The 23,003-nt window shown below is 60.3% G+C and carries 28 protein-coding genes; 17 read left to right on the forward strand and 11 right to left on the reverse strand.

The annotated features are described in order from the left end of the window. Window positions 1–11 precede the first annotated feature (11 nt). The 3 genes from zwf to OH720_RS06165 are packed head-to-tail and all read left to right on the forward strand — an operon-like array spanning window position 12 to window position 2,864. The gene (zwf, locus tag OH720_RS06155; RefSeq protein WP_272604912.1) at window positions 12–1,481 is read left to right on the forward strand and encodes a glucose-6-phosphate dehydrogenase; all 1,470 of its coding nucleotides are present in this window, start codon (window positions 12–14) and stop codon (window positions 1,479–1,481) included. After that, complete coding sequence (gene pgl / locus OH720_RS06160) at window positions 1,468–2,181, forward strand: 6-phosphogluconolactonase (RefSeq protein WP_272604913.1); 714 nt, start codon at window positions 1,468–1,470, stop codon at window positions 2,179–2,181. The genes zwf and pgl overlap by 14 nt, the downstream gene beginning before the upstream one ends. A gap of 17 nt (window positions 2,182–2,198) precedes the next feature. Next, the gene (locus OH720_RS06165) at window positions 2,199–2,864 is read left to right on the forward strand and encodes a bifunctional 4-hydroxy-2-oxoglutarate aldolase/2-dehydro-3-deoxy-phosphogluconate aldolase (RefSeq protein ID WP_020797030.1); all 666 of its coding nucleotides are present in this window, start codon (window positions 2,199–2,201) and stop codon (window positions 2,862–2,864) included. Window positions 2,865–3,057: 193 nt separating this feature from the next. Here the strand turns inward: OH720_RS06165 and OH720_RS06170 are convergent, their stop codons facing one another. Both OH720_RS06170 and OH720_RS06175 read right to left on the reverse strand, forming a co-directional pair. After that, window positions 3,058–4,239 carry an aminotransferase class V-fold PLP-dependent enzyme gene (locus OH720_RS06170; RefSeq protein WP_272604914.1) on the reverse strand — a complete coding sequence of 394 codons (1,182 nt, stop codon included), beginning with the start codon at window positions 4,237–4,239 and terminating at the stop codon, window positions 3,058–3,060. 12 nt (window positions 4,240–4,251) lie between these two features. Continuing rightward, window positions 4,252–4,488, reverse strand: coding sequence for a DUF3820 family protein (locus OH720_RS06175; protein ID WP_008056784.1), 237 nt, complete (start codon window positions 4,486–4,488; stop codon window positions 4,252–4,254). A gap of 204 nt (window positions 4,489–4,692) precedes the next feature. On the opposite strand from OH720_RS06175, the gene OH720_RS06180 reads away from it, so the two are divergent. The 4 genes from OH720_RS06180 (at window position 4,693) to OH720_RS06195 (ending at window position 8,373) form a co-directional block, all read left to right on the forward strand. After that, window positions 4,693–5,160, forward strand: coding sequence for a ferritin-like domain-containing protein (locus tag OH720_RS06180; protein WP_272604915.1), 468 nt, complete (start codon window positions 4,693–4,695; stop codon window positions 5,158–5,160). Between the two features lie 157 nt (window positions 5,161–5,317). Then, window positions 5,318–7,306, forward strand: a complete 1,989-nt coding sequence (locus OH720_RS06185) for an FUSC family protein (protein WP_272604916.1) — start codon at window positions 5,318–5,320, stop codon at window positions 7,304–7,306. Beyond that, complete coding sequence (locus OH720_RS06190; protein ID WP_008056790.1) at window positions 7,293–7,499, forward strand: DUF1656 domain-containing protein; 207 nt, start codon at window positions 7,293–7,295, stop codon at window positions 7,497–7,499. The genes OH720_RS06185 and OH720_RS06190 overlap by 14 nt, the downstream gene beginning before the upstream one ends. Before the next feature lie 10 nt (window positions 7,500–7,509). After that, window positions 7,510–8,373 (forward strand): efflux RND transporter periplasmic adaptor subunit, encoded by an 864-nt coding sequence (locus OH720_RS06195; RefSeq protein ID WP_272604917.1) that lies wholly within the window; start codon window positions 7,510–7,512, stop codon window positions 8,371–8,373. Between the two features lie 41 nt (window positions 8,374–8,414). On the opposite strand, the gene OH720_RS06200 is transcribed toward OH720_RS06195, so the two are convergent. Both OH720_RS06200 and OH720_RS06205 read right to left on the reverse strand, forming a co-directional pair. Then, a complete protein-coding gene (locus OH720_RS06200; protein WP_008056792.1) occupies window positions 8,415–8,885 on the reverse strand; it encodes a MaoC family dehydratase in 471 nt (156 codons plus the stop codon). A gap of 41 nt (window positions 8,886–8,926) precedes the next feature. Continuing rightward, on the reverse strand, window positions 8,927–9,871 hold the full coding sequence (locus OH720_RS06205; protein WP_272604918.1) for an alpha/beta hydrolase: 945 nt from the start codon (window positions 9,869–9,871) through the stop codon (window positions 8,927–8,929). 227 nt (window positions 9,872–10,098) lie between these two features. On the opposite strand from OH720_RS06205, the gene fadD2 reads away from it, so the two are divergent. After that, entirely contained in the window at window positions 10,099–11,787 is a 1,689-nt protein-coding gene (fadD2, locus tag OH720_RS06210; protein ID WP_272604919.1) for a long-chain-fatty-acid--CoA ligase FadD2, read from the forward strand. 376 nt (window positions 11,788–12,163) lie between these two features. Continuing rightward, complete coding sequence (fadD1, locus tag OH720_RS06215) at window positions 12,164–13,864, forward strand: long-chain-fatty-acid--CoA ligase FadD1 (RefSeq protein ID WP_272604920.1); 1,701 nt, start codon at window positions 12,164–12,166, stop codon at window positions 13,862–13,864. A gap of 93 nt (window positions 13,865–13,957) precedes the next feature. Here the strand turns inward: fadD1 and OH720_RS06220 are convergent, their stop codons facing one another. Further along, complete coding sequence (locus OH720_RS06220; protein WP_008019269.1) at window positions 13,958–14,335, reverse strand: hypothetical protein; 378 nt, start codon at window positions 14,333–14,335, stop codon at window positions 13,958–13,960. A 199-nt stretch (window positions 14,336–14,534) separates the two neighbouring features. Here OH720_RS06220 and OH720_RS06225 point away from each other — a divergent pair, with 199 nt between their 5' ends. From OH720_RS06225 to def, 3 genes are all read left to right on the forward strand, one after another. Continuing rightward, window positions 14,535–14,726, forward strand: coding sequence for a CsbD family protein (locus tag OH720_RS06225; RefSeq protein WP_008056799.1), 192 nt, complete (start codon window positions 14,535–14,537; stop codon window positions 14,724–14,726). Between the two features lie 177 nt (window positions 14,727–14,903). Then, complete coding sequence (locus tag OH720_RS06230; protein WP_272604921.1) at window positions 14,904–15,863, forward strand: YihY/virulence factor BrkB family protein; 960 nt, start codon at window positions 14,904–14,906, stop codon at window positions 15,861–15,863. A gap of 2 nt (window positions 15,864–15,865) precedes the next feature. Continuing rightward, window positions 15,866–16,405: a peptide deformylase gene (gene def / locus OH720_RS06235; protein WP_130210077.1), complete on the forward strand. Its 540-nt coding sequence runs from the start codon at window positions 15,866–15,868 to the stop codon at window positions 16,403–16,405. 6 nt (window positions 16,406–16,411) lie between these two features. Here the strand turns inward: def and OH720_RS06240 are convergent, their stop codons facing one another. Beyond that, window positions 16,412–16,822: a GNAT family N-acetyltransferase gene (locus tag OH720_RS06240; RefSeq protein ID WP_272604922.1), complete on the reverse strand. Its 411-nt coding sequence runs from the start codon at window positions 16,820–16,822 to the stop codon at window positions 16,412–16,414. A 315-nt stretch (window positions 16,823–17,137) separates the two neighbouring features. On the opposite strand from OH720_RS06240, the gene OH720_RS06245 reads away from it, so the two are divergent. Further along, a complete protein-coding gene (locus tag OH720_RS06245; protein WP_272604923.1) occupies window positions 17,138–17,695 on the forward strand; it encodes a cysteine hydrolase family protein in 558 nt (185 codons plus the stop codon). A 106-nt stretch (window positions 17,696–17,801) separates the two neighbouring features. On the opposite strand, the gene OH720_RS06250 is transcribed toward OH720_RS06245, so the two are convergent. Genes OH720_RS06250 through OH720_RS06265 form a run of 4 tightly spaced genes read right to left on the reverse strand, consistent with a single transcriptional unit; the run spans window position 17,802 to window position 19,523 of the window. Then, window positions 17,802–18,008 (reverse strand): SEC-C metal-binding domain-containing protein, encoded by a 207-nt coding sequence (locus tag OH720_RS06250; protein WP_008056806.1) that lies wholly within the window; start codon window positions 18,006–18,008, stop codon window positions 17,802–17,804. After that, window positions 18,005–18,499: an LEA type 2 family protein gene (locus tag OH720_RS06255; protein WP_272604924.1), complete on the reverse strand. Its 495-nt coding sequence runs from the start codon at window positions 18,497–18,499 to the stop codon at window positions 18,005–18,007. Before OH720_RS06255 ends, OH720_RS06250 begins: the two co-directional genes overlap by 4 nt. A gap of 45 nt (window positions 18,500–18,544) precedes the next feature. Further along, entirely contained in the window at window positions 18,545–19,021 is a 477-nt protein-coding gene (locus tag OH720_RS06260; protein WP_008056808.1) for a YchJ family protein, read from the reverse strand. A 4-nt stretch (window positions 19,022–19,025) separates the two neighbouring features. Beyond that, complete coding sequence (locus tag OH720_RS06265; RefSeq protein ID WP_008056809.1) at window positions 19,026–19,523, reverse strand: DUF6231 family protein; 498 nt, start codon at window positions 19,521–19,523, stop codon at window positions 19,026–19,028. Window positions 19,524–19,713: 190 nt separating this feature from the next. Here OH720_RS06265 and OH720_RS06270 point away from each other — a divergent pair, with 190 nt between their 5' ends. The 4 genes from OH720_RS06270 to OH720_RS06285 all read left to right on the forward strand — a co-directional run bounded on the left by OH720_RS06270 (window position 19,714) and on the right by OH720_RS06285 (window position 22,393). Beyond that, a complete protein-coding gene (locus OH720_RS06270) occupies window positions 19,714–20,409 on the forward strand; it encodes an OmpA family protein (RefSeq protein ID WP_180203147.1) in 696 nt (231 codons plus the stop codon). A gap of 90 nt (window positions 20,410–20,499) precedes the next feature. Further along, the gene (locus OH720_RS06275; protein WP_272604925.1) at window positions 20,500–21,216 is read left to right on the forward strand and encodes an OmpA family protein; all 717 of its coding nucleotides are present in this window, start codon (window positions 20,500–20,502) and stop codon (window positions 21,214–21,216) included. A gap of 147 nt (window positions 21,217–21,363) precedes the next feature. Further along, window positions 21,364–21,642, forward strand: coding sequence for a DUF1145 domain-containing protein (locus OH720_RS06280; RefSeq protein ID WP_272604926.1), 279 nt, complete (start codon window positions 21,364–21,366; stop codon window positions 21,640–21,642). Further along, on the forward strand, window positions 21,635–22,393 hold the full coding sequence (locus OH720_RS06285; protein WP_272604927.1) for a collagen-like protein: 759 nt from the start codon (window positions 21,635–21,637) through the stop codon (window positions 22,391–22,393). Before OH720_RS06280 ends, OH720_RS06285 begins: the two co-directional genes overlap by 8 nt. 70 nt (window positions 22,394–22,463) lie before the next feature. Here OH720_RS06285 and OH720_RS06290 read toward each other — a convergent pair whose 3' ends face one another. After that, window positions 22,464–22,928: a CopD family protein gene (locus OH720_RS06290; protein ID WP_272604928.1), complete on the reverse strand. Its 465-nt coding sequence runs from the start codon at window positions 22,926–22,928 to the stop codon at window positions 22,464–22,466. Window positions 22,929–23,003: the final 75 nt, after the last annotated feature.

Genomic DNA, 23,003 nt, shown 5'->3' on the forward strand with positions numbered 1-23,003 from the left:
GAACAAACATCATGCCTTCGATTACGGTTGAACCGTGCACCTTTGCCTTGTTCGGCGCTTTGGGCGATCTGGCCTTGCGCAAGCTGTTTCCTGCTCTCTATCAACTCGATGGCGCAGGCCTCCTGCACGAGGACACGCGGATCATCGCGCTGGCCCGTGAGCCTGGCAGCGAGCATGAGCACCTGGCGTTCATAACGTCCGAGCTGCACCGCTACGTCGGTGCCAAAGAGCTGGACGAAGCCGTGGCCGAGCGTTTCCTCGCACGCCTGAGCTACCTGCACGTCGACTTCCTCAAGGCCGAAGACTACGTGGCCCTGGCTGAAGCTGCCGGCAGTGCGCAGCGGGTCATCGCCTATTTCGCCACGCCGGCAGCGGTCTACGGCGCGATCTGCGAAAACCTGGCCAAGGTCGGCCTGGCGGAAAACACCCGCGTGGTGCTGGAAAAACCCATCGGTTCGGACCTGGAATCCTCGCGCAAGGTCAATGACGCCGTGGCGCAGTTCTTCCCGGAGAACCGCACCTATCGCATCGACCACTACCTGGGCAAGGAAACCGTGCAGAACCTGATCGCCCTGCGTTTTGCCAACAGCCTGTTCGAAACCCAGTGGAACCAGAACTACATCTCCCACGTGGAAATCACCGTGGCCGAGAAGGTTGGCATCGAAGGCCGCTGGGGTTACTTCGACAAGGCCGGCCAGCTGCGCGACATGATCCAGAACCACCTGTTGCAACTGCTCTGCCTGATCGCCATGGACCCGCCGGCCGACCTGTCCGCCGACAGCATCCGTGACGAGAAAGTCAAAGTGCTCAAGGCACTGGCGCCGATCAGTCCGGAAGGCTTGACCACCCAAGTGGTACGTGGCCAGTACATCGCCGGCTACAGCGAAGGGAAATCGGTGCCCGGTTACCTGGAAGAACCCAATTCCAACACCCAGAGCGACACCGAGACCTTCGTCGCCCTGCGTGCCGATATTCGCAACTGGCGCTGGGCCGGCGTGCCGTTTTACCTGCGCACCGGCAAGCGCATGCCGCAGAAGCTGTCGCAGATCGTCATCCACTTCAAGGAACCGTCGCACTACATTTTCGCTCCCGAGCAGCGCCTGCAGATCAGCAACAAGCTGATTATCCGCCTGCAACCGGACGAAGGCATTTCCTTGCGTGTGATGACCAAGGAACAAGGCCTGGACAAGGGCATGCAGCTGCGCAGCGGTCCGTTGCAGCTGAATTTTTCCGACACCTGGCGCAGCGCACGGATTCCCGATGCCTACGAGCGGTTGTTGCTGGAAGTGATGCGTGGCAATCAGAACCTGTTTGTCCGTAAAGATGAAATCGAAGCCGCGTGGAAGTGGTGTGACCAGTTGATCGCCGGGTGGAAAAAATCCGGTGATGCGCCCAAGCCGTACGCGGCCGGGTCCTGGGGCCCCATGAGTTCCATTGCTCTGATCACGCGGGACGGGAGGTCGTGGTATGGCGATATCTGATTTGAAACTGCCTAAGGGCGTTCACGCACATGCGTTCAAGAGCCCGGTCTTGCTGGCTGAAAGCCTGGCCCTGAACGTGGCCAAGCAACTGAGCGATGCCATTGAGGCCCAAGGCACGGCGACCCTGGTGGTTTCCGGTGGCCGCAGCCCGGTGGCGTTCTTCCAGCACCTGGCCAAGCAAACGCTGGACTGGTCGAACGTGGTGGTGAGCCTCGCCGACGAGCGTTGGGTGCCGGTCGAGCATGCCGACAGCAATGCCGGCCTGCTGAAAAAATACCTGTTGCAGGGGCCTGCGGCCAAGGCTCAGTTCCTCAGCTTGTACAGCGCCAGCGCCAACCTTGAGCAAGCCGCCGAGCACGCCGATCGTTTGCTTTCCGAACTGCCGGTGATCGACGTGTTGGTGTTGGGCATGGGCGATGACGGTCACACCGCATCACTGTTCCCCGGCAGCCCGAATCTCGCCGAGGCGCTGCAGGCCGACGGCACCCGTCGCTGCTACCCGATGCTGGCGCCGACCGTGCCGCGTCAACGCCTGACCATGAGCCGTGCGCTGCTGGCCTCGGCCAAACACAAGATCCTGTCGATTTCCGGTCAGTCCAAGCTGACCACCCTGAGTTTCGCGCTGGCCGGTGACGATGTCGCCGAAATGCCGGTGCGCGCCTTTCTGCAACCCACGTTAGAGATTTACTGGTGCCCATGAGCCAAGGAACAGCCGCTATGACAAACCCATCCCCGACCGTTTCCATGGCGGATAAAGTTGCCCTGATCGACAGCCTCTGCGCCAAGGCGCGGATCCTGCCGGTGATTACCATTGCCCGCGAACAGGACATCCTGCCGCTGGCCGACGCCCTCGCGGCCGGTGGCCTGACTGCCCTGGAAGTGACCTTGCGTTCGCAGTTCGGCCTCAAGGCCATCCAGGTCCTGCGTGAACAGCGCCCGGAGCTGGTGACCGGTGCCGGCACCGTGCTCGATCGCCACATGCTGGCTGCTGCTGAAGCTGCAGGTTCGCAGTTCATCGTCACGCCAGGCATCACCCGTGACCTGCTGGAAGCCAGCGTTGCCAGCCCGATTCCACTCCTGCCTGGTATCAGCAATGCCTCGGGCATCATGGAAGGCTACGGCCTGGGCTATCGCCGCTTCAAACTGTTCCCGGCAGAAGTCAGCGGCGGCGTCGCGGCCATCAAGGCCCTGGGCGGCCCGTTCGGCGAAGTGAAGTTCTGCCCGACTGGTGGCGTAGGACCAGCCAATATCAAGAGCTACATGGCGCTGAAAAACGTCATGTGCGTGGGCGGTAGCTGGATGCTTGATCCGGAGTGGATCAAGAACGGCGACTGGGCCCGTATTCAGGAATGCACCGCCGAGGCCCTGGCGCTGCTGGACTGATCCGTTTTACCTGACACTTCGTTGTGTGCTTTACGGCTTTACGGTGCGCTTGGTCGGTGCACCGTTTTTTTTGCCTGATGAAAAACCCCTGTAGGAGCGAGCCTGCTCGCGATGAACCCGAGAGCGCCGCGTTCATCCAGAAAACCCGCGTTATCGTTAACGTCCATCGCGAGCAGGCTCGCACCTACAGTTGTCAGCGCAGTTCCGTGAGAGCCGTGGTCAACAGCATCATGTCAGCCGCAGTCGTGGTCAGCCCCGGCGTGATCCGAATGCACGGACCACAGGCCGCACCGCTACGCACCACGGTGAACAGGTTGTAGTCGCGCAGCAAACGCTCAACCATCGGCTGCTGCTCGGCATGAGCGACAAAACGCATCGACGTGATGCCGCAATACAGCCTGGGGTCATCCGGCGTCATGACTTCGATCCCCGACAGCTCGCGCGCCGGCCTTACCCACAAGTTACGCAAGTAGTTGAGCCGCGCACCCTTGGCCGCCGAACCGCCCATCGCGTGATGTTCCTCGATGACCAGCGGCAGGGTCAGCAAGGCCGGGATGTTCGGTGTGCTGTAGGGCGTGCGGGCGCGGATGTCGGTTTCCGGGAAATGCATCTCACCCATGTCCGGGTCGATGTCGGCCAGGCGCTCGGGGGCAATGAAGATGAAACCCAGGGTCAGCGGCGCACCGATCCACTTGTGCAGGTTGTAGGCGGCGAAGTCGATACCCAGCTCATTGAGGTCGAATTCGAACTGGCCCAGCGCGTGGGCGCCGTCGAGGATCACGTCGATGCCATGCTCCCGGGCGGCGGCTGCAATCGCCTGGACCGGCATCACCAGGCCGGTGCGATGGGTGACGTGAGTCAGGGCCATCAGCTTGAGTCGCGGGTATCGCGTGAAGGCGTCGCGGTAGGCGCCCAGCAGGCTGTCGAAACTGGCGGGATGCGGGTGCTCGATCTCGATCACTTCGACGCCGCGGTTGCGCGCCAGCCAGCGCATGGCGCCCTTGACCGTGTCGTACTCCAGGTCGCTGAACAGCACCTGGTCGCCTGGCTGCAAGCGGTTGTAGTTGCGGATCAACGATTGCAGCCCGTCCGTCGCGTTGCGGGTGAGGGCGACGCTCTCTGCGGCAACGCCAATCAAACCGGCCACCTGCGCGCTGATCCTGTGGCTCTCGCCCTGTTCGAAACGCTGGCGCACGTACACCGAGTTGCTGCGGTTGATCAGCTCGATGTTGCGTTGGTATTCCTCGACCACCGTGCGCGACATACGCCCGAAGTAACCGTTTTCCAGGTTGATCGGGCCGGGTTGGACATCGTAGCGGTCGGCAAAGGTTCGCCAGAAAGCTTCATCACGGGCACGGCGGGTGTTGTCGGGCATGGGTTACTCGATTCAATGACGGGGTGCGGGTTTGCCATGTTTGGCGCGCAAGGGTTCGAGCAACTCGGACAAGCCGTTGTGATCGATTTCCTGCATCAGGGCCAGCAAGCCACCCAGTTCGCCATGGGGAAAACCTTCCCGGGCGAACCAGTTGAGGTAGGGGCCGGGCAGGTCGGCGATGATTCGGCCCTTGTATTTGCCAAAGGGCATTTGCCGGGTAATCAGCAGTTCGAGCTTTTCGGGGTTCATCAATCTATCGCCTTGAATCAATCAGTCTGGAAAATACAGGCATTCTGCATGCAGGCCAAATGACAGATCATGCAAATAAAACGGATACAGATTTTCTGATTGATTCTAAATTATTGAAAAATAACAAATTACTGATCGGTTCCAGGCTGGCATGACGAGTGCAATACCTATTGCATCTTTCATCAACCCGCAAGGAATTGAAAAATGACCGACATGAATAAAGAAGCGATTTCTGTACTCAACGACCTGATTGAAACCAGCAAGGACGGTCAGGAAGGGTTCAAGACTTGCGCTGAAGACATCAAGCACCCTGAACTCAAAACCCTGTTCGTGCAACGCTCGGCCGATTGCGCCGCAGCGGCGGCAGAACTGCAGGGCGCCGTGCGTTCCATGGGTGGCGATCCGGAAACTTCCACCAGTGTCAGCGGTGATTTGCACCGTCGCTGGGTCGACGTGAAGTCGATGTTCACCGGCAAGGACGAAGAGGCCGTGCTCAATGAGGCCGAGCGCGGTGAAGACCATGCGCTGAAGGCCTACCGCGACGCCATGGAAAAAATCAACAAGCACAACCTGGTGGGCATTCGTGACATCGTTGAGCGCCAGTACCACGGCGTACAACGCAATCACGATCAGGTAAAAGCCCTGCGTAACCAGGCTCGCGCACGCTCGTAAGCGTTCGTTAGCTGTCAAAAACGCCAGCCAGCCTGGCGTTTTTTTGTGTTATGGATTTACTGCTGGACGGGATATAGATAGCTAGCTAATAATTTGTTTTTCAAGTTACACGGCCCAGGCCGACTATCGTTAAATCGTCCTTTCAAGAGTCCATTCCGTGCCTATCACTCTGCAGGCCCTGTTCCTGCCTGACCGCCGCGCCGTGCAATTCGCGATCAAGACCTTGATCGGCGGGGGCGTTGCGCTGTGGCTCGCGTTGCGCTGGGGCCTGGAGCAACCGGCCTGGGCGTTGATGACGGCCTTCATCGTAGCCCAGCCGTTGTCCGGGATGGTCCTGCAAAAGGGCTTGGCGCGGCTGCTGGGGACATTGGTCGGGACAATCATGTCGGTGGTGTTCATGGGCGTCTTCGCCCAGACGCCCTGGCTGTTCCTGTTGGCGCTGGCGTTGTGGCTGGGGCTGTGTACCGCCAGTTCAACACTGTTGCGCAGCGCCTGGTCCTATTCATTTGTGCTGGCCGGTTACACGGTGGCGATCATTGCCTTGCCCGCCATCAATCATCCGCTGACGGTGTTCGATCAGGCGGTCGCGCGTTGCACGGAAATCTGCCTGGGGATTATCTGCGCCACAGCCAGCAGTGCCTTGATCTGGCCGCTGCGGGTCGAACGGCAATTGGCGGATCAGGCCCGGGCTGCCTGGCAAAGCGGCATCAAGGCGGCGCAGGCGACCCTGGCCGGTGATGCCCAGGCGCGCAAGGGGCTGCTGGAAATCCTCGGACGAATCGTCGCGGTCGACGCCCAGCGCGAACACGCCTGGTTCGAAGGCGGCCGTGGCCGCCAACGCGCGCGGGCCATCAGCGGCTTGAGCCAGAAGCTGTTGATGCTGCTGCGTATTGCCCGTTCGGTGCGCCGGCAGTGGAAGCAGTTGGCGCCGCAGGAGTCCGAGCAGTTGTTGCCCTGGATGAACCAGGTTCAGGAGGCGCTGAACAGTGCCGATGGCGCGACCCTGCAAGCCTTGCGCCCGCGCTTGCTCGATGCTTCCCATGATCCGGGCATCAGTTCTGCGCAGAGTTACTGCCTGGTCCGCTTCACCTTGTTGATCGATACCGCCTTGGCGGCAAACGCGGCGTTGAAAGCGGTGGAGCAGGGCGGTGAAACACTCGACCCGCCGAGAACCCTGACACCGCACCGCGATCTGTCCCTGGCCCTGGTGTTCGGCGCCCGCAGCGCACTGGCCTTCCTGGTGGTGTCGTGCTTCTGGCTGGCGACCGCCTGGCCCGCTGCCGCCGGTGCACTGGTATTGACCTGCGTGGTATGCAGCCTGTTTGCCAGTCGTGAGAACGGCGCGCAGATCGGCATGAGTTTTATGCGGGGTATCTTTCTGGCCATTCCAGCGGCGTTTATCGTCGGGCAAATTCTACTGCCGCAGTGGAGCAGTTTCGCGATGCTCTGCCTGGCCATGGGTGTGCCGCTGTTTTTCGGCGCGCTGGGCATGGCCAAGGCGCAGATCGGTGCTACTGCCACCTCGTTTTGCCTGCATTTCATTGTGTTGGTCGCACCGTTGAACCAGATGCAGTTCGACGTCGCAACGTTCTTCAACAGCGCGCAGGCCATGGTGATCGGTGTCGGAGCGGCGGTGCTGGCGTTCCATCTGCTGATCCTGCGCAATCCGGCCTGGCATGGCCGACGCCTGCTGGCGGCCACCCTGGACGATCTGGTGCGCCTGACCCGGCGCAACCTGGCCGGCGCCGAAAGCTGGTTCGGCGGGCGCATGGCCGACCGCTTGCTGCAACTGGCGCGGCACTATCCGGAACTGCCGGAACCGGCGCGCAGTCGTTGGGACGACGGCTTGCTCGGCCTGGACATCGGCGATGAATTGTTGCACCTGCGCTTGAGCCTGGCGGTGGCGCAGGTGTCGGTCACCGAGCCGCAACGGCGTTATCTCGATGACCTGGAAAAAATCCTGCGCCAAGGCCCGGCCGGCAGTCGCGCCGAGGCATTGGCCGAACCGAGCGCAGCGTTGCTGAAAACCTTGTACGCCTTGCCCCCCGGCGATGCGGTGAAGCTGGCCCAGGGGGCGGTGCTGCAATTGCAAAACAGCTGGCGCGCCTGGTGCCGCCAGCAGGAGGAAGTCGATGGGCTTGCGTGAGTGGTCGGTGGGCGGCGTGCTGCTCAGCCCGTTCCTGATTTATGTGGTGCTGGCACTGCTGGTGACCGGTGCCTTGCGCCTTTTGTTGCGCCTGACGCCAGCGAGCCGCTGGATCTGGCATGAAGCGTTATTCGATTGCGCCTTGTACGTCTGCGTATTGACCGCGATCACCGTCGTCCTCGGACCTTTGTAAGGAGTTGAATATGCGTACCTCCGTACGTGTCGCGGTCACCCTGTGCCTGGTGGCGGCGGCGATTTTTGCAGGTTTGCATTTGTGGCAGTACTACATGCTGACCCCCTGGACCCGCGACGCGCGCATCCGTGCCGACGTGGTGGTGATTTCCCCGGATGTGTCAGGCTGGGTGCGCGAGCTCAAGGCGTACGACAACCAGCAGGTGAAGGCCGGCGATCTGTTGCTGAGCATTGACCGCGACCGTTTCGAAGCTGCGCTGGAAAAGGCCCAGGCCGTGGTGCAAACCCGCCAGCAGCAACTCAGTCTACGCGAGCGCGAAGCCAGCCGACGCGCCAGCCTCGGGCCGCAGGCGATCAGTGCGGAGCTGCGGGAAAACGCGCAGATCAACGCCGGCATCGCACGTGGCGAGCTGCGCGAAGCCCAGGCCGAAGCCAAGGCCGCGCAAATCAATCTGGACCGCAGCCAGGTCCACGCCCCGCGCAACGGGCACATCACCAACCTGCGCCTGGCCCAGGGCAACTATGTGAATGCCGGGCAATCGGTGATGGCCCTTATCGATGACTCGACCTTTTATGTTCAGGCGTATTTCGAAGAAACCAAACTGCCGCGCATTCGTGTCGGCGACCCGGTGAAGGTCTGGTTGATGAGTGCCGGGGATGCCTTGCAGGGGCGGGTGGAAAGCATCAGCCGGGGGATTACCGACCGCAATACCACGCCGGATGGCCAGTTGTTGGCAGAGGTGGAGCCGACGTTCAACTGGGTTCGGCTGGCGCAACGGATTCCGGTGCGGATCAAACTCGACCACGTGCCTGAAGGGCTCAACTTGAGTGCGGGGATGACGGCGAGCGTGCAGGTGCAGGAGGGGGAGCGCTGATCGTTCCCACGCAGAGCGTGGGAACGATCGTAGCGGGCGGGTCAGCCAATGCTGATCGGCGGCAACTCGGTCAAGGTCACCGACTGTTGCTTGCGCGGCGCCAGGATCTGCGCCTCGCCATCCACCACCAGCTCATCGCGCTGGTTGAACACGCGAGTGGCGATGCGCACACGAAACTTCGGCAGTTTCTCGAGGATTTCCAGGCGCACCGTCAGGGTGTCGCCAATCTTCACCGGCTTCTGAAAGCTCATCTGCTGGCCGATGTAGATAGTGCCCGGCCCAGGCAGCTCGCAGGCTACCGCGGCACTGATCAGCGCGCCGCTGAACATGCCGTGGGCGATACGCTCCTTGAACATGGTGCTGGCGGCGTATTCGGCGTCCAGGTGCACCGGGTTGTGGTCGCCCGACATCGCGGCGAACAGCTGGATATCGCGCTCTTCGACGGTTTTGCTGAAGCTGGCGGTCTGGCCGACTTCGAGGTCTTCGTAAGGGGTGTTGGTAACCTGGGTCATGTGTCTGGATTCCTGTGACGAATTAAAAAATTCACAAAAAACTATTCGGTTCGGTGTGGTCGTGGACTGCTCAACGCCTGGTTGATCCAGGCCAACACGTCGCTCGTCACTTCATCACGGTTGATGTCGTTGAACAGTTCGTGCCGTGCCTGCGGGTAAACGGTCAGTCGCAGGCTCTGGCTGCCAGCCTCGCGCAACGCGTTGGCCAGATCCTTCAGACGCTTGCCCTCACTCACCGGATCACATTCGCCGCCAATCACCAGCAGCGGCAGGCCCGGGTCGATCTGGGCGAGATTGGACGCTTTGCTGATTTGCTGCAACCCGCCGAGCAAATCGATCCACAGTTGGTTGGTACAGCGAAAGCCGCACAGCGGATCGTTGGCGTACAGGTCGACTTCCACCGGGTCTCGGCTGAGCCAGTCGAAGCGGGTGCGCGCCGGTTTGAATTTTTTGTTGAACGAACCGAACGACAGCCATTCGATCAGGGCGCTACGCCCCTTGGGGCCCTGGCGCAGGCGTTCGACACGGGCGATTTGGCGGGCCGCTCGATAAAGCGCCACGGGCTGGAAATTCGAACCGCTGAGAATGGCTCCGTGCAGGCTGGCGCTGTGATGCAACAGATAGGCCTGGGCGATGTAGCTGCCCATGCTGTGCCCCAGCAGCACGATGGGTACCCCGGGGTGCTGCTGGCCGATGTGCTGGTTGAGGCACGCCAGGTCGCCCACCACTTTGGCCCAGCCGCCTTCGTCAGCGAAATGGCCGAGCGTCCCATTTTCGGCAGTTTTGCCATGTCCACGCTGGTCGGGTGCGTAGACGCCGTAGCCCTGTTCGCAGAGTTTTCCCGCCAGGCGCGCGTAGCGGCCGCTGTGTTCCGCCATGCCGTGAGCCAGCAAAATCACGGCCTTGAGCCCGCCAGCAGGCAGCCACTGGTTGACGAAGAGACGGCTGCGGTCACTGGTGGTCAGCCAGAACGTGTCGTGGATCATGGCGATTCCTTTCCATGCAGGGGGCGCGAGGTGGTTGCATTGTATAGCGCATAACGGCGCTGGCATCAGCCCACGCCACGGCGGGAAGATTCACACGATCAATGACGCCTTGGCCCATATTTGCCTGATTCACCATAGCTGCTAGTGTCCGTGAAGCTCCGCGTTCTGTTGTCGAGAAATGACAGATCAGCGGCCCCGGATAGGTTCAGGTAAAGAGGACAAGAACAATGCAACCTGATTTCTGGAATGACAAACGCCCGGCCGGCGTACCCCTGGACATTGATGTCACTGAATACAAGTCGGTCATCGAGGTGTTCGAACGTTCCTGCAAGAAGTTCGCGGATCGCCCGGCATTCAGCAACATGGGCGTCACCCTGACCTACGCCGAACTGGAACGCTACAGCGCAGCGTTCGCCGGTTACCTGCAAGCCCACACCGACCTGGTGCCGGGGGATCGCATCGCGGTGCAGATGCCCAACGTCCTGCAATACCCGATCGCTGTGTTCGGCGCCTTGCGCGCCGGGCTGATCGTGGTCAACACCAATCCGCTGTACACCGCGCGGGAGATGCGTCATCAGTTCAAGGACTCCGGTGCCCGGGCACTGGTGTACCTGAACATGTTCGGGGCCAAGGTCCAGGAAGTGCTGGCGGACACCGACATCCAGTACCTGATCGAAGCGAGGATGGGCGACCTGATGCCCTCCGCCAAGGGCTGGCTGGTCAATACGCTGGTGAGCAAGGTGAAGAAAATGGTCCCGGCCTATTCCTTGCCCCAGGCCATTTCCTTCAAAAGCGCTTTGCACCAGGGCAAAGGAAAGAGCATCAAGCCACTGAACGCCGGCCTCAAGGATATCGCCGTGTTGCAGTACACCGGCGGTACCACCGGCCTGGCCAAGGGGGCGATGCTGACCCACGGCAACCTGGTGGCGAACATGCAGCAGGCGCGGGCCTGCCTCAGCCAGTTCGCGGCCGACGGCCAGGCGCTGCTGCGCGAAGGCCAGGAGGTGATGATCGCACCGCTGCCGCTGTACCATATCTATGCATTCACGGCCAATTGCATGTGCATGATGGTGACCGGCAACCACAACGTGCTGATCACCAACCCGCGGGACATCGGCGGGTTCATCAAGGAGCTGAAAAACTGGCGGTTCTCGGCATTGCTGGGGCTCAACACGCTGTTTGTCGCGCTGATGGACCACCCGGATTTCAAGACCCTCGACTTCTCCAGCCTCAAGCTCACCAACTCCGGCGGCACCGCACTGGTCAAGGCCACGGCCGAACGCTGGGAACAGTTGACCGGTTGCCGCATCACCGAAGGTTACGGCCTTACCGAAACCTCGCCGGTGGCCTGTACCAACCCGTATGGCGACCAGTCGCGCATCGGCACGGTCGGCCTGCCGGTGCCGGGCACCACCTTGAAGGTCATCAACGACGAAGGTGTCGAGCAGCCGTTGGGCGAGCGGGGCGAGTTGTGCATCAAGGGCCCGCAGATCATGAAGGGCTACTGGCAGAAACCCGAGGCGACCAACGAAGTGCTGGATGCCGAGGGTTGGTTCAAGTCTGGCGACATTGCGGTGATCGACCCGGACGGCTTTGTGCGCATCGTCGATCGCAAGAAGGACATGATCATCGTCTCGGGTTTCAACGTGTACCCGAACGAAATCGAAGACGTGGTCATGGCTCACCCGAAAGTCGCCAACTGCGCGGTGATCGGTGTGCCGGACGAGCGTTCAGGCGAGGCGGTGAAGTTGTTCGTGGTGGCCCGTGAGGCGGGGGTCAGCCTGGAAGAGCTGAAGGCCTACTGCAAGGAAAACTTCACGGCGTACAAAGTGCCCAAGCACATCGTCTTGCGTGAATCGTTGCCGATGACGCCGGTGGGCAAGATTTTGCGGCGGGAGTTGCGGGATATCGCATAATCGTTAGAGATCGCGCTTCGCGCATCGCGGGCAAGCCCGCTCCCACAGGTTCAGCATTGTTCACAAGGTAAGAGAACGACGCGAAACGTGTGGGAGCGGGCTTGCCCGCGATGCGTTTAAAGGGAAAGCCCCGAATTTCGGGGCTTTCAGCGACATATAGGTTTTTTGCTCTAAAATGACCGACTACTGTTCTTGAGTCACAAAAGTGACCATAGAGGCCGCTTTTGGCTCTAGTCGACCCAATTTAAAGCTGCTACTCTCGGCGCGCTTTGTGACTTCTCGGCCTAGTAAAAAGCCAGACTCACCTATAGACAAACACCAATAATAATCGCATCAAATGCGGTGTTGAATTCGCGTTGCTGAGGAGTGGGCTTCCATGATCGAAGACTTTTGGAAGGATAAGTACCCAGCTGGAATTGCTGCCGACATCAATCCAGACGAGTACCCGAATATTCAGGCAGTGTTGAAGCAGTCCTGCCAACGCTTCGCCAACAAACCGGCTTTCAGCAACCTGGGCAGGACAATCACCTACGGTGAGCTGTATGAGTTGTCCGGTGCCTTTGCCGCTTACCTGCAACAGCATACCGATTTGCAGCCGGGCGATCGAATCGCCGTGCAACTGCCGAACGTGTTGCAGTACCCGGTTGCCGTCTTCGGTGCCATCCGCGCCGGCTTGATCGTGGTCAACACCAACCCGCTGTACACCGCGCGGGAGATGGAACACCAGTTCAACGACTCCGGTGCCAAAGCCCTGGTTTGCCTGGCCAACATGGCTCACCTGGCTGAAACCGTGGTGCCGAAAACCGGGGTCAAGCACGTGATCGTCACGGAAGTGGCGGACCTGCTGCCACCGCTCAAGCGTCTGCTGATCAACAGCGTGATCAAGTACGTGAAGAAGATGGTGCCGGCCTATCACTTGCCCAAAGCCGTCAAGTTCAACGACGTGCTGAGCAAGGGCCACGGCCAGCCCGTGACCGAAGCCAGCCCGGCCAGCAGCGATGTGGCTGTGCTGCAATACACCGGCGGCACCACCGGCGTGGCCAAGGGCGCGATGCTGACCCACCGCAACCTGGTGGCGAACATGCTGCAGTGCAAGGCGCTGATGGGCTCCAACCTCAATGAGGGTTGCGAGATCCTGATCACGCCGCTGCCGCTGTACCACATCTATGCCTTCACCTTTCATTGCATGGCGATGATGTTGATCGGCAACCACAACATCCTGATCAGCAACCCGCGCGACCTGCCGGCGATGGTCAAGGAACTGTCGAAGTGGAAGTTCAGCGGTTTCGTCGGCCTCAACACCTTGTTCGTGGCCCTGTGCAACAACGAAGGCTTCCGCAAGCTGGATTTCTCTGCGCTGAAAGTCACCCTGTCCGGCGGCATGGCCCTGCAATTGGCGGCGGCGGAGCGCTGGAAAGCGGTCACCGGTTGCGCCATTTGCGAAGGTTACGGCATGACCGAAACCAGTCCGGTGGCCACGGTCAACCCGATCCAGAACATCCAGATCGGCACCATCGGTATTCCGGTTCCGTCGACCCTGTGCAAAATCGTCAATGATGCCGGTGTCGAGCAGCCAATGGGCGAAATCGGTGAGTTGTGTGTGAAGGGGCCGCAAGTCATGAAGGGCTACTGGCAGCGCCAGGAAGCCACCGATGAAATCCTCGACAGCGAAGGCTGGTTGAAGACCGGCGACATCGCGCTGATCCAGCCCGATGGCTACATGCGCATTGTCGATCGCAAGAAAGACATGATCCTGGTGTCCGGTTTCAACGTGTACCCGAATGAGCTCGAAGACGTGCTGGCGACCCTGCCGGGCGTGCTGCAATGCGCGGCCATCGGCGTGCCGGACGAGAAGTCGGGCGAGGCGATCAAGATTTTCATCGTCGCCAAGCCGGGCGTGACCCTGACCAAGGAACAGGTGATGGAGCACATGCGCGCCAACGTCACCGGCTACAAGGTTCCGAAAGCCGTGGAATTCCGCGATGCGCTGCCGACCACCAACGTTGGCAAGATCCTGCGTCGTGAACTGCGTGATGAAGAGCTGAAGAAGATCAACGCGAAGAAAACCGCCGCGTAACAAAAAAAGCCCCGCAGATGCGGGGCTTTTTGTTTGTGCTCAATTGATCGTTCCCACGCAGAGCGTGGGAACGATCAGTGCAGAGAGCGGGTGTTACTGGCGAAACGGCGCGAAATTGACGTTGGTGCCCGCCGGGCGCATGTCCTGCAGGAACGAGTCCTTGTCGGCGCTCAATTCCAGGCTCAGGGCTGCCTTGCGCTTGCCTTCATTGCGCACCACCAGGCCTTCGAGCTTCTCGCGCAGGAACACCGTCGGCACTTTCAGGTGCAGCAGTTCGTCGGTGTCCGGGGTGTGCATCAGCAGGTGAATCCACTCGTACTGACCCACCGCCAGGCGCGACACCGGGATGTCGAACCACCAGATGTTGCGGTTGCGGTTCAGTTCGGTGAAGTGGCAATTGTTGACGCCAAGCACAGCACCGCCGAGTTCCTGATTTCTGCGGGCAATGGCCTGCTTTTTATCGAGTTTCATAACATTCCTACAAAATTGGATCTTCAGCGCCAGGGCCTGAATACGTTGCGCATTCTCGGGGGTTGCCGGGCAAACATAAAGCCCAACCTGCATTGAACGATGAAATGTCAGCGGAAAATAAATGAAACTCCCTGCAAACGCCCCCGGTCAACCTTGTGTAACCACTTTTTCTCATTGAGATGTTCACAGGAGAAACACCATGGGCAGCACAAGCGATAAAGTCAAAGGCATGGCCAACGAAGCCGCGGGTAACGTCAAGCAAGGCGTGGGCAAGGCCACCAATAACCCCAACCTGCAAGCGGAAGGCAAGGCTCAGGAACGGAAAGGCGAGGCCCAGCAGGCCGTCGGCAAAGCCAAGGACGCGATCAAGAAAGGTGTCGACAAAGCGTAATGCGGCCTTTTGTGAGCGTAAGAAACGGCCATCCACGGATGGCCGTTTTTGTGTCAGCCTGAACTTGAGCGACGAAATCGTTTCAAAGTCGCCAGGTAGGCTAGTTTGATCAATACAAGCGGCCCCTGAGTCGCCACGATCTCAACCCAACCCTGTATGCGGCGAATGGAGACGCGAATGATTTTCCCGGACATGAGAGGCCTGCCCCTGCACCGTGTGATGATGCGCACGGTCACCGAGTTCGTCGATGACGAGATGTCGACCTATGCCTCGGCGCTGGCCTATCAAATGCTGTTTTCGCTGTTTCCGTTCATCCTGTTCCTGATTGCCCTGATCGGCTTCCTGCACCTGCCGGATTTCTTTTCCTGGTTGCGCCTGCAATCGGAACTGGTTTTGCCACCCCAGGCGCTGGAACAGGTGAACCCGGTGATCGACCAGCTCCAGCAATCCAAGGGTGGCCTGCTGTCGGTGGGTATCGTGATTGCCCTGTGGACCGCCTCGGCCGGTGTGCGCCTGATGATGAGTGCGATGAACGCCGCCTACGATGTGGTTGAAGGCCGGCCGGCGTGGAAGCGCTTTCCGCTGTCGATCATCTACACCGTCGGCATCGCCGGGATGCTGCTTATCGCTGCCGCCCTGATGGTGCTCGGGCCGCAGGTAATGAGCTGGATCGCGGCGCAAGTCGGTCTCGAGTACTTCATCGTCACGTTGTGGAATATCGCGCGCTGGCCGGTGATCGTGATTCTGTTGATGGTCGCCGTGGCGCTGATTTACTACGTCATGCCCGACGTCAAACAGGAATTTCGCTTCATCACCCCAGGTTCGGTGCTGTCGGTGGTGGTGTGGATCATCGCGTCCCTGGGCTTCGGTTTGTACGTCAAGGAATTCGCCAACTACAACGCCATGTATGGCAGTATCGGTGCGATCATCGTGCTGTTGCTGTACTTCTACATATCCGCCGCCGTGTTGCTGCTGGGCGCGGAAATGAATGCGGTGATCGAGCACATGTCGCGAGAGGGCAAGGACCCTGGCGAGAAGGTTCCCGGCGAACATGGCCCCGTCCATGAAGAAAAACACCACGTGTCGGGACTGGGCCGCGATCATTCAAAACCCAAACCGACCATTGACGAAACCTGACCATGATCCGTGAAATCCTGAAAATGGGCGATGAACGCCTGCTGCGCATTGCCCCGCCAGTGCCGGCCGAAATGTTCGACAGCCCCGAGTTGTGGCAACTGATCGACGACATGTTCCAGACCATGGAAAGCGTCGGCGGGGTCGGCCTGGCCGCGCCGCAGATTGGTGTCGACCTGCAACTGGTGATCTTCGGGTTCGAGCACAGCGAACGTTACCCGGACGCCGAAGCGGTACCGCAGACCATTCTTATCAATCCGTTGATCACGCCGCTGAGTCCGACCCTGGAAGAGGGTTTCGAAGGCTGCCTGTCGGTGCCTGGCCTGCGCGGCGCGGTGGATCGATATCAACACATCCGCTACGAAGGGTTCGACCCCAAGGGCGAGCCGATCGTGCGCATCGCTTCGGGGTTTCACGCGCGGGTGGTGCAGCACGAGTGCGACCACCTGATCGGTCGGTTGTACCCGTCGCGCATCAGCGACTTCAGCAAGTTCGGGTTTACCGAAGTGATGTTCCCGGACCTTGATCCCAACGCAGACGACTGACCTGTCTTACGGCGTCAGGCCCATGGCGATCATCGGCTTGCTGCGGGCGTAGCGACTCAGGCGCTCGACCATGGCGTACGGCATCGGTGGATCGAAGGCAAAACCGCGACGTTGATAAAAATCGCGCAAGTCCGGATGGCAGAACAGCCATACCGGGCTTTCTATGTGGCGGGTGGCCGCGCCGATCAGTGCGGCGGCGACACCCTGTTCGCGACAGGCCGGGTCGACAAACAGTCCGGTCAACCAATGCCCGCCGGACACCGGCCGCAAACACAGCGCTGCGATGATCTCGTCGCGCCGCGCCACCCACAGTTGTGCGTCGCGGACCGCCTTCATCGACGATTGGTGGGCGCGATAAAACTTGTTCATCAGCGGCCATAACGGCTCGTCGAGCCGGGTGTACTGGGTATCGGGCATGATCTTGGATTGTCGGTGTGCAAAGCAGGTGATTATAAAAGAACACGCCGGCTGCGATAGGTGTATACCTGATCTCACATCCCCAGTCAGAGGAGTACGCATCATGTCCAAAGGTATGGATTCGAAGAAAGCAGCGAAGAAAAAACCGCTGAAAACCGCCATCGAAAAGCGTACGGAAAAGAAAGCCAAGAAGGTGGGCGTGTTCGGTCATTGAGCCCGCGCGGGTGATCGCTCCCATGCAACATGGGAGCGATCCTCATGAAAGAATCTGTTAAGTTTGCCCACGCCCTTCAACCCTGTCCGAGAAAAGTCTGCATGGAGCTAAAGACCAACGCGGCGCTGATCATCATCGACCAACAGAAAGGCATCCTGCACCCCAAGCTCGGTCGGCGGAACAATCCCCAGGCCGAGGAGCGCATGCTGGAACTGCTGGGCCATTGGCGCCATAGCGCTCGGCCGGTGATCCACGTGCAGCATCTGTCCCGTTCTGAGGATTCAGTGTTCTGGCCCGGGCAGTCCGGGGTGGAATTTCAGGAACGATTTCTGCCTGCGCCTGGCGAAAGACACATTCAAAAACAGGTACCGGATGCGTTTTGTTCGACGGGGCTGGAAGCCGTTTTGCGCGAGGCGGGGATCGAGCAATTGGTCATCGTTGGCGTGGCGACCCACAACTCGGTGGAGTCCACGGCGCGCACGGCAGGTAACCTGGGGTTTGATACCTGGGTCGTGGAGGATGGCTGCTTTACCTTCGACAAGGCCGATTTTTTCGGCAATGCCCACTCAGCCGAAGAGGTGCATGGGATGTCGCTGGGGAACCTGCATGGCGAGTACGCCACGGTCACCAGCACCGCGCATATTCTCAATAACGACTGAATCTGCGTAGGAGCCAGGCTTGCCGGCGAACCAGACAGCGCGGTATGTCAGCCTGCCGCTTTCTACAAAGCGTCGACCCGACAAGCCAGCCCTACAGTTCAGCCGATCAAGCGCCGTGGCACTTCTTGAACTTCTTGCCGTTGCCGCATGGGCAAGGGTCGTTGCGGCCGACGTCTTTCAAGGCGTTGCGCACCGGTTCCTGGTGGGCGTGGCCGCAGTTCGGGCCGTGTACATGGCCATGGTCGTGATCATGCTGGTGATGGTCATGATCGTGGTTGCAGTCTGGGCCATGAACATGGGGTTGCTGGGTCATCGAGGTTGCTCCGGAATTAGATCGGCGGGGATTATCACGCCATTACGCGCCAGGTGCACGTAGTGAGCGATGAATAAACCGGTTTCCATCTCACCTTCCAGACGATAGGGAACGGCCTGCTCGGGGTTTTTCAGCTGTTTGACCAGGTCCTTGACCTTGGGCCAAAGGTTGGTGCGGATCGGCACCTTGTAAAAACGGCTGCTCCTGGGGTTAACGGAGATCCAGTGCTCATGCTCACCTTCGGCCAACAGGATGTCGCCCAGATGGATGCGATACTCCAGCCCGCGCACGGTCAACTCGCTGTCGCGGCGGTTGTCGATGCGAAAGTGCAGGACAAACCGTTGCTCCAGCAGCTTGGCCCGCACGACTTCGACCCTGACCAGATGCACCTCGGGGTCTGGTTCATCTGTACTGAACCAGGATGCGCAGCCGCCGAGCCCCAGGCAAAGAGCCAGCGTGAGTAGAATGCGTGAGAGTTGCTGGGTGATCATGGTCGTTTGTCTCCCTTGAACCCCAGTCTAGCCGTTGACCTTGTGTCAGCTACCGAAATACCCCGAACAGCACTTCTTGAACTTGTGCCCGCTCGCGCAAGGGCAGGCGTCGTTGCGTCCGATGTCCAGTTGCACGGTAGGGTCGATGAAGTACCAGCGTCCGGCATTCTGCACAAACGAGGAGCGTTCGCGATGGCTGTGTTCGCCGCTGCCGTCGTGCCAGCGTGCGGTGAACGTGACGAAGGCATGCTCCGGCTGGCCGCCGAGTACTTCGGAACTCTCGACTTCAAGGCCCAGCCAGGTGCTCTGGGCACTCCAGTCGGTGATCGATTGACGATCGAGCCCGCTCTGCTGGGCGGGCAGGGTGGTTGCCACCAGGTAATCGATCAGGCCCAGCACGTAGGCGCTATAGCGCGAGCGCATCAGGGCTTCGGCGCAGGGTGCCGGATGCCCGGCATGGTAATGGCCGCAGCAGGCATCGAGCAGGGTGCCGCTGCCGCAAGGGCAAATGGATGTACTCATTGCGTTACCACCAGTATTTCCCGAAATTTTCCGGATTGGCCCAGAACCGCGAATTGAGCCAGTCGGGTACTTGTTTGTATTCAAGCAGATCATAGGTGAACAGGGTCAGCACCTGTTCGTCACGCTGGAAGCGTTCGCTGGCTTGCAGCGCCAGGGAGAAAAAATCCGTTTCCTGCCAGCCGCTCGCCGGCAGGTCGGCCAGCACCGCGATGCGGCTGGCGTTGAGGTTGCGAATGCCACCGAGCAGGTTCAGGCCATCACGCTTGGGCAAGTGTTCGAGGCAGTCGACCACCAGCGCCAGATCAAAGCGGCGCGCCGCCAGCTCGGCGGGCAACGGCCCGGGTGCCGTATGCGCGACGCTGGTGTCCGGGTGCGCAAGCTTGAAGGCCTCAAGCGCGGGGAACTCGCTGGCGCCAATCAACAACAGGCGCGCAGGGGCATAACGGTCCAGCAAAGCGGCCAACGCCTGCTGCGGCGTACGTGAAGAAATACCTGCAATCATCGAAGATCCTCAATCAGATTTGCCAAGACTAGCCTGCCCGCTTGTTCGATCCTAGAGCGGCTTTGCCTGAAAAGTCACGATCGCCTGTGAACACGGGACAAAACTGCTATGGCCTATTGCTGGCGGAGATTAAAACTCCGGTCTTTACTCCCTGAATCGGTTCTAAGCCGATCCTTCAGGAGAAAACTAGATGAGCATAGTTCGGACAGCATTACCCCTGGTTCTGCTAACCAGTGTGTTGACTGGTTGCGCAGGTTTGCAGAAAACCGACTGGCCGACCTGTGCCGCGGTCGGTGGTGTCGTAGGTGCGGGTCTCGGTGCAACCGAGAGTTCATCATGGGCCGGTTATGGCGCGTTGGTAGTCGGTGCTACGGCGGCAGCCTATTGCTGGGTTCACGGTGATGGTGACGAAGATGGCGATGGTGTGCTCGATAGCCGCGACAAGTGCCCAGGCACGCCAAGAGGCGTGAAGGTCGATGCCGATGGCTGCCCACCACCAGCGCCTGCTCCAGTGGTTGAAGAGGTCGTGGTGGTCAAGGAAGAAACCATCGTGATTCGCGATGTCAACTTCCAGTTCGACTCGGCCAAGCTGACAGCCGCCGATAAAGACAAGCTCAACACCATTGCCACTCGCCTGAAACAGGAAGCAGCCAGCGCCCGACTGACCGTGACCGGTCACACCGACAGCGTGGGCAGCGATGCCTACAACCAGAAACTGTCGGACCGTCGCGCGCATTCGGTGGTGGAATATCTGATCGAAAGCGGTGTGCCTCGTAGCAGCTTCGTGTCGGTCAGCGGCGCTGGGGAAAGCCAGCCGGTTGCCGACAACAAAACCGCTGACGGCCGCGCGATGAACCGTCGCACGGAAATCAAAATCAACCGCTAGACCCCTCGCATCCACGGCTTGTGCAGTCGTGGATGCGGGTCTTTACTCCTGTGTAACCGGCATCGGCCGGTGACACAGGAGCTTTCAGAAATGAGCAATTTCACACGGACCGTCTTACCGGTTCTGCTGCTTGGCAGCCTGTTGACCGGTTGCGCTACTCACAGTGATGGCACCGCCCCCCTCAATCAACGTACCTGGCCGATCTGCAGCCTCCTTGGCGGACTCGTCGGCGGAGGTCTGGGCGCTATCGAAAGTGGCGGTTGGGCGGCCGGTGGAGCGGCGCTCGGGATCTTGGGCGGTGGCTTGATCTGTTATGCCCAGGATGGCGACGAAGACGACGATGGCGTATTCGACCGTCGCGATCGCTGCCCTGACACGCCCGCCAATACCCCTGTGGAACATCATGGCTGCCCGTTGCCGCAATACCCGGCCAGCGTGAAAGCCGAACCTGTGCAAGCCGAAGTCATTACCCTGAGCGATGCCGATGACGTGCTGTTTGCGTTCAATAGCGCTGACTTGACCCCCAGCATGCAAAGCAAGCTGGATTCGGTGATGGGCAAACTGCAGGACCCCAGCGTCGCGAGCATCAAGGTGGTCGGCCATACCGACAGCGTCGGATCGGATGAGTACAACCAGGAACTGTCGCAAAAACGAGCCAGCAGCGTCGCCGAATACCTGCTCAGCCAGCACGTTGCGCCCGATAAAGTCACCAGCGAAGGCAAGGGTAAAAGCGAGCCTGTGGCCGATAATGAAACCGAAGAAGGCCGCGCGAAAAATCGCCGAGTGGAATTGCATATCAATCGCTGAACCGCGCAATAGAGCCGTCGGGCGATGATTCATGTCGTTCCGTCGGCCATTTGCCATCTTCCTCAAGAATTTTCGCTTGCCCTCTGGCATATCCCGCGTGGAAGCCGTTACTGTGCGGGCAAATAATAATTCTCATCGGGGGCGGGTATGAAGGTGATATGGGGGCTGGGGAAGCTGTTGACCCTGGTGTTCTGGTTGGTGGTGCTGGTCAATCAGCTCACACCGTTCATCTATCCGCTGCACCCGCTGGTCAACCTGGCCGGCTGCCTGCTGGCGGGGCTTCATCTGCTGGAGGCGGTGTTTTGCTACCGCAGCCTCAGGGGGCGTGCCCACCCTTGGCTCGATCGCTTGAAAGTGCTCATTTTCGGCGTTTTCCACCTGCAAACCCTCCCGGCTCCCACCGCACGTAAGGCTTCCCATGCGTAAACTCTGTCTGCTCGCCGCCCTCATCAGCCCATTGGCTTGCGCCCAGGTGGTGAGTGTCGAAACCAACTCGCTGATGCGCCTGCCCAACACCGCCAGCACCTTGCAACTGGAACGCCTGGAAGTGGCCGACTACGGCACCTTGCTGATTCCCTCGAACGTGACCGAGGTCAGTGTCGGTGAACTGCACTTGGGCCGCGATGCGCGGATTACCATTGTGCCCGGCGAGCAGCCGCTGGAGCTGAAGGTCAACCGTGCCGACTTGTCCGAGGGCAGCCAAATCACCGCGCGTGGCGCACCGGGGACCTACCAGAAGGCTGCCCGCTCCGGGCGCAACCTGAACATGCAGATCAAGGCACTCAAGGCGCCGCAACTGCTGGTGGATGCTCGCGGTGGTGCGGGTGCCCCGGGCTTTGTCGGCCTCGACGGGGCCAACGGCCAGGCACCGGGTTGTGCCTGGGGCCAGGCGGGTCGCGGTGCCGACGGCAGCGATGGCAGCAAGGGCCAGGCCGGTGCGCCTGGCGCGGCGGTCAGGCTGGCCGTGCCGCGTGATTACCCGGCCGACAAAATCAAGGTGCAAGTGGCCGGCGGTGCCGGTGGCGTGGCCGGACCTGGCGGCAAGCCGGGGGCGGGCGGTAAAGCCAAGGGCTGCTTCGTCTACAAGGCCGATGGCGGCAAGAGTGGCAAGCCTGGCGTAGACGGGCAGCCGGGAGTGGAGGGGGCTGCGGGTTCGGTGACGGTGCAGCGGTTGTAATCCCCCTGACCGATCATTCCCACGCTCCGCGTGGGAATGCAGCCCGGGACGCTCCGCGTCCCTTGAGGCATTAAAGCGTCGGCCTGGCCGCCGCAATCGCCACCAGCACCAGGCCAACGATCAGATTGATCCCCACCAACCGGCGAATCCTCCCCAGCACCGCAGCCCCCGCCGGCCAATCCTGGGCCGTCACCGCCGTGCGCAACTCCGGCAACATCAACGCCTGGATCCGGATAAACAGCGCGGTCATCACCACATACAACCCCATCATCACCTGCACGTAACGCGGCGCGGTTTCAAAACCGCTGTACTGCAGATGAATCATGCCGACGCCACTGATCGGCAACAGCACCACCGCGACCCACACCCAACGAAAAAACCCCTGAAACACTTCTACCCACAGCTTCAGCCGGGCAGGGCCCTCCAGTGCCTTCAAGGCCGCGGGGCGCAAGACCATCCAGGCGAAAAACATGCCGCCAACCCACACCAGTGCGGCGAGGACATGCAGGCTGTAAATGAGGCTAAAGGGTGTCATTGGGTTACTCCGTTCTGCGCGGGATTCATTAGCGGGGTATGATAGCGGCCGAACCGAACTACTGAAAATTTATCC

This window comes from Pseudomonas sp. WJP1 (assembly GCF_028471945.1).
In the GTDB taxonomy this organism is placed as follows: domain Bacteria; phylum Pseudomonadota; class Gammaproteobacteria; order Pseudomonadales; family Pseudomonadaceae; genus Aquipseudomonas.

What these genes read in the sequence shown, in the direction of transcription:
- zwf (WP_272604912.1), top strand. Translation starts at nt 12, where the DNA reads ATGCCTTCGATTACGGTTGAACCGTGCACCTTTGCCTTGTTCGGCGCT.
- pgl (WP_272604913.1), top strand. Translation starts at nt 1,468, where the DNA reads ATGGCGATATCTGATTTGAAACTGCCTAAGGGCGTTCACGCACATGCG.
- OH720_RS06165 (WP_020797030.1), top strand. Translation starts at nt 2,199, where the DNA reads ATGACAAACCCATCCCCGACCGTTTCCATGGCGGATAAAGTTGCCCTG.
- OH720_RS06170 (WP_272604914.1), bottom strand. Translation starts at nt 4,239, where the DNA reads ATGCCCGACAACACCCGCCGTGCCCGTGATGAAGCTTTCTGGCGAACC.
- OH720_RS06175 (WP_008056784.1), bottom strand. Translation starts at nt 4,488, where the DNA reads ATGAACCCCGAAAAGCTCGAACTGCTGATTACCCGGCAAATGCCCTTT.
- OH720_RS06180 (WP_272604915.1), top strand. Translation starts at nt 4,693, where the DNA reads ATGACCGACATGAATAAAGAAGCGATTTCTGTACTCAACGACCTGATT.
- OH720_RS06190 (WP_008056790.1), top strand. Translation starts at nt 7,293, where the DNA reads ATGGGCTTGCGTGAGTGGTCGGTGGGCGGCGTGCTGCTCAGCCCGTTC.
- OH720_RS06195 (WP_272604917.1), top strand. Translation starts at nt 7,510, where the DNA reads ATGCGTACCTCCGTACGTGTCGCGGTCACCCTGTGCCTGGTGGCGGCG.
- OH720_RS06200 (WP_008056792.1), bottom strand. Translation starts at nt 8,885, where the DNA reads ATGACCCAGGTTACCAACACCCCTTACGAAGACCTCGAAGTCGGCCAG.
- OH720_RS06205 (WP_272604918.1), bottom strand. Translation starts at nt 9,871, where the DNA reads ATGATCCACGACACGTTCTGGCTGACCACCAGTGACCGCAGCCGTCTC.
- fadD2 (WP_272604919.1), top strand. Translation starts at nt 10,099, where the DNA reads ATGCAACCTGATTTCTGGAATGACAAACGCCCGGCCGGCGTACCCCTG.
- fadD1 (WP_272604920.1), top strand. Translation starts at nt 12,164, where the DNA reads ATGATCGAAGACTTTTGGAAGGATAAGTACCCAGCTGGAATTGCTGCC.
- OH720_RS06220 (WP_008019269.1), bottom strand. Translation starts at nt 14,335, where the DNA reads ATGAAACTCGATAAAAAGCAGGCCATTGCCCGCAGAAATCAGGAACTC.
- OH720_RS06225 (WP_008056799.1), top strand. Translation starts at nt 14,535, where the DNA reads ATGGGCAGCACAAGCGATAAAGTCAAAGGCATGGCCAACGAAGCCGCG.
- OH720_RS06230 (WP_272604921.1), top strand. Translation starts at nt 14,904, where the DNA reads ATGATTTTCCCGGACATGAGAGGCCTGCCCCTGCACCGTGTGATGATG.
- def (WP_130210077.1), top strand. Translation starts at nt 15,866, where the DNA reads ATGATCCGTGAAATCCTGAAAATGGGCGATGAACGCCTGCTGCGCATT.
- OH720_RS06240 (WP_272604922.1), bottom strand. Translation starts at nt 16,822, where the DNA reads ATGCCCGATACCCAGTACACCCGGCTCGACGAGCCGTTATGGCCGCTG.
- OH720_RS06245 (WP_272604923.1), top strand. Translation starts at nt 17,138, where the DNA reads ATGGAGCTAAAGACCAACGCGGCGCTGATCATCATCGACCAACAGAAA.
- OH720_RS06250 (WP_008056806.1), bottom strand. Translation starts at nt 18,008, where the DNA reads ATGACCCAGCAACCCCATGTTCATGGCCCAGACTGCAACCACGATCAT.
- OH720_RS06255 (WP_272604924.1), bottom strand. Translation starts at nt 18,499, where the DNA reads ATGATCACCCAGCAACTCTCACGCATTCTACTCACGCTGGCTCTTTGC.
- OH720_RS06260 (WP_008056808.1), bottom strand. Translation starts at nt 19,021, where the DNA reads ATGAGTACATCCATTTGCCCTTGCGGCAGCGGCACCCTGCTCGATGCC.
- OH720_RS06265 (WP_008056809.1), bottom strand. Translation starts at nt 19,523, where the DNA reads ATGATTGCAGGTATTTCTTCACGTACGCCGCAGCAGGCGTTGGCCGCT.
- OH720_RS06270 (WP_180203147.1), top strand. Translation starts at nt 19,714, where the DNA reads ATGAGCATAGTTCGGACAGCATTACCCCTGGTTCTGCTAACCAGTGTG.
- OH720_RS06275 (WP_272604925.1), top strand. Translation starts at nt 20,500, where the DNA reads ATGAGCAATTTCACACGGACCGTCTTACCGGTTCTGCTGCTTGGCAGC.
- OH720_RS06280 (WP_272604926.1), top strand. Translation starts at nt 21,364, where the DNA reads ATGAAGGTGATATGGGGGCTGGGGAAGCTGTTGACCCTGGTGTTCTGG.
- OH720_RS06285 (WP_272604927.1), top strand. Translation starts at nt 21,635, where the DNA reads ATGCGTAAACTCTGTCTGCTCGCCGCCCTCATCAGCCCATTGGCTTGC.
- OH720_RS06290 (WP_272604928.1), bottom strand. Translation starts at nt 22,928, where the DNA reads ATGACACCCTTTAGCCTCATTTACAGCCTGCATGTCCTCGCCGCACTG.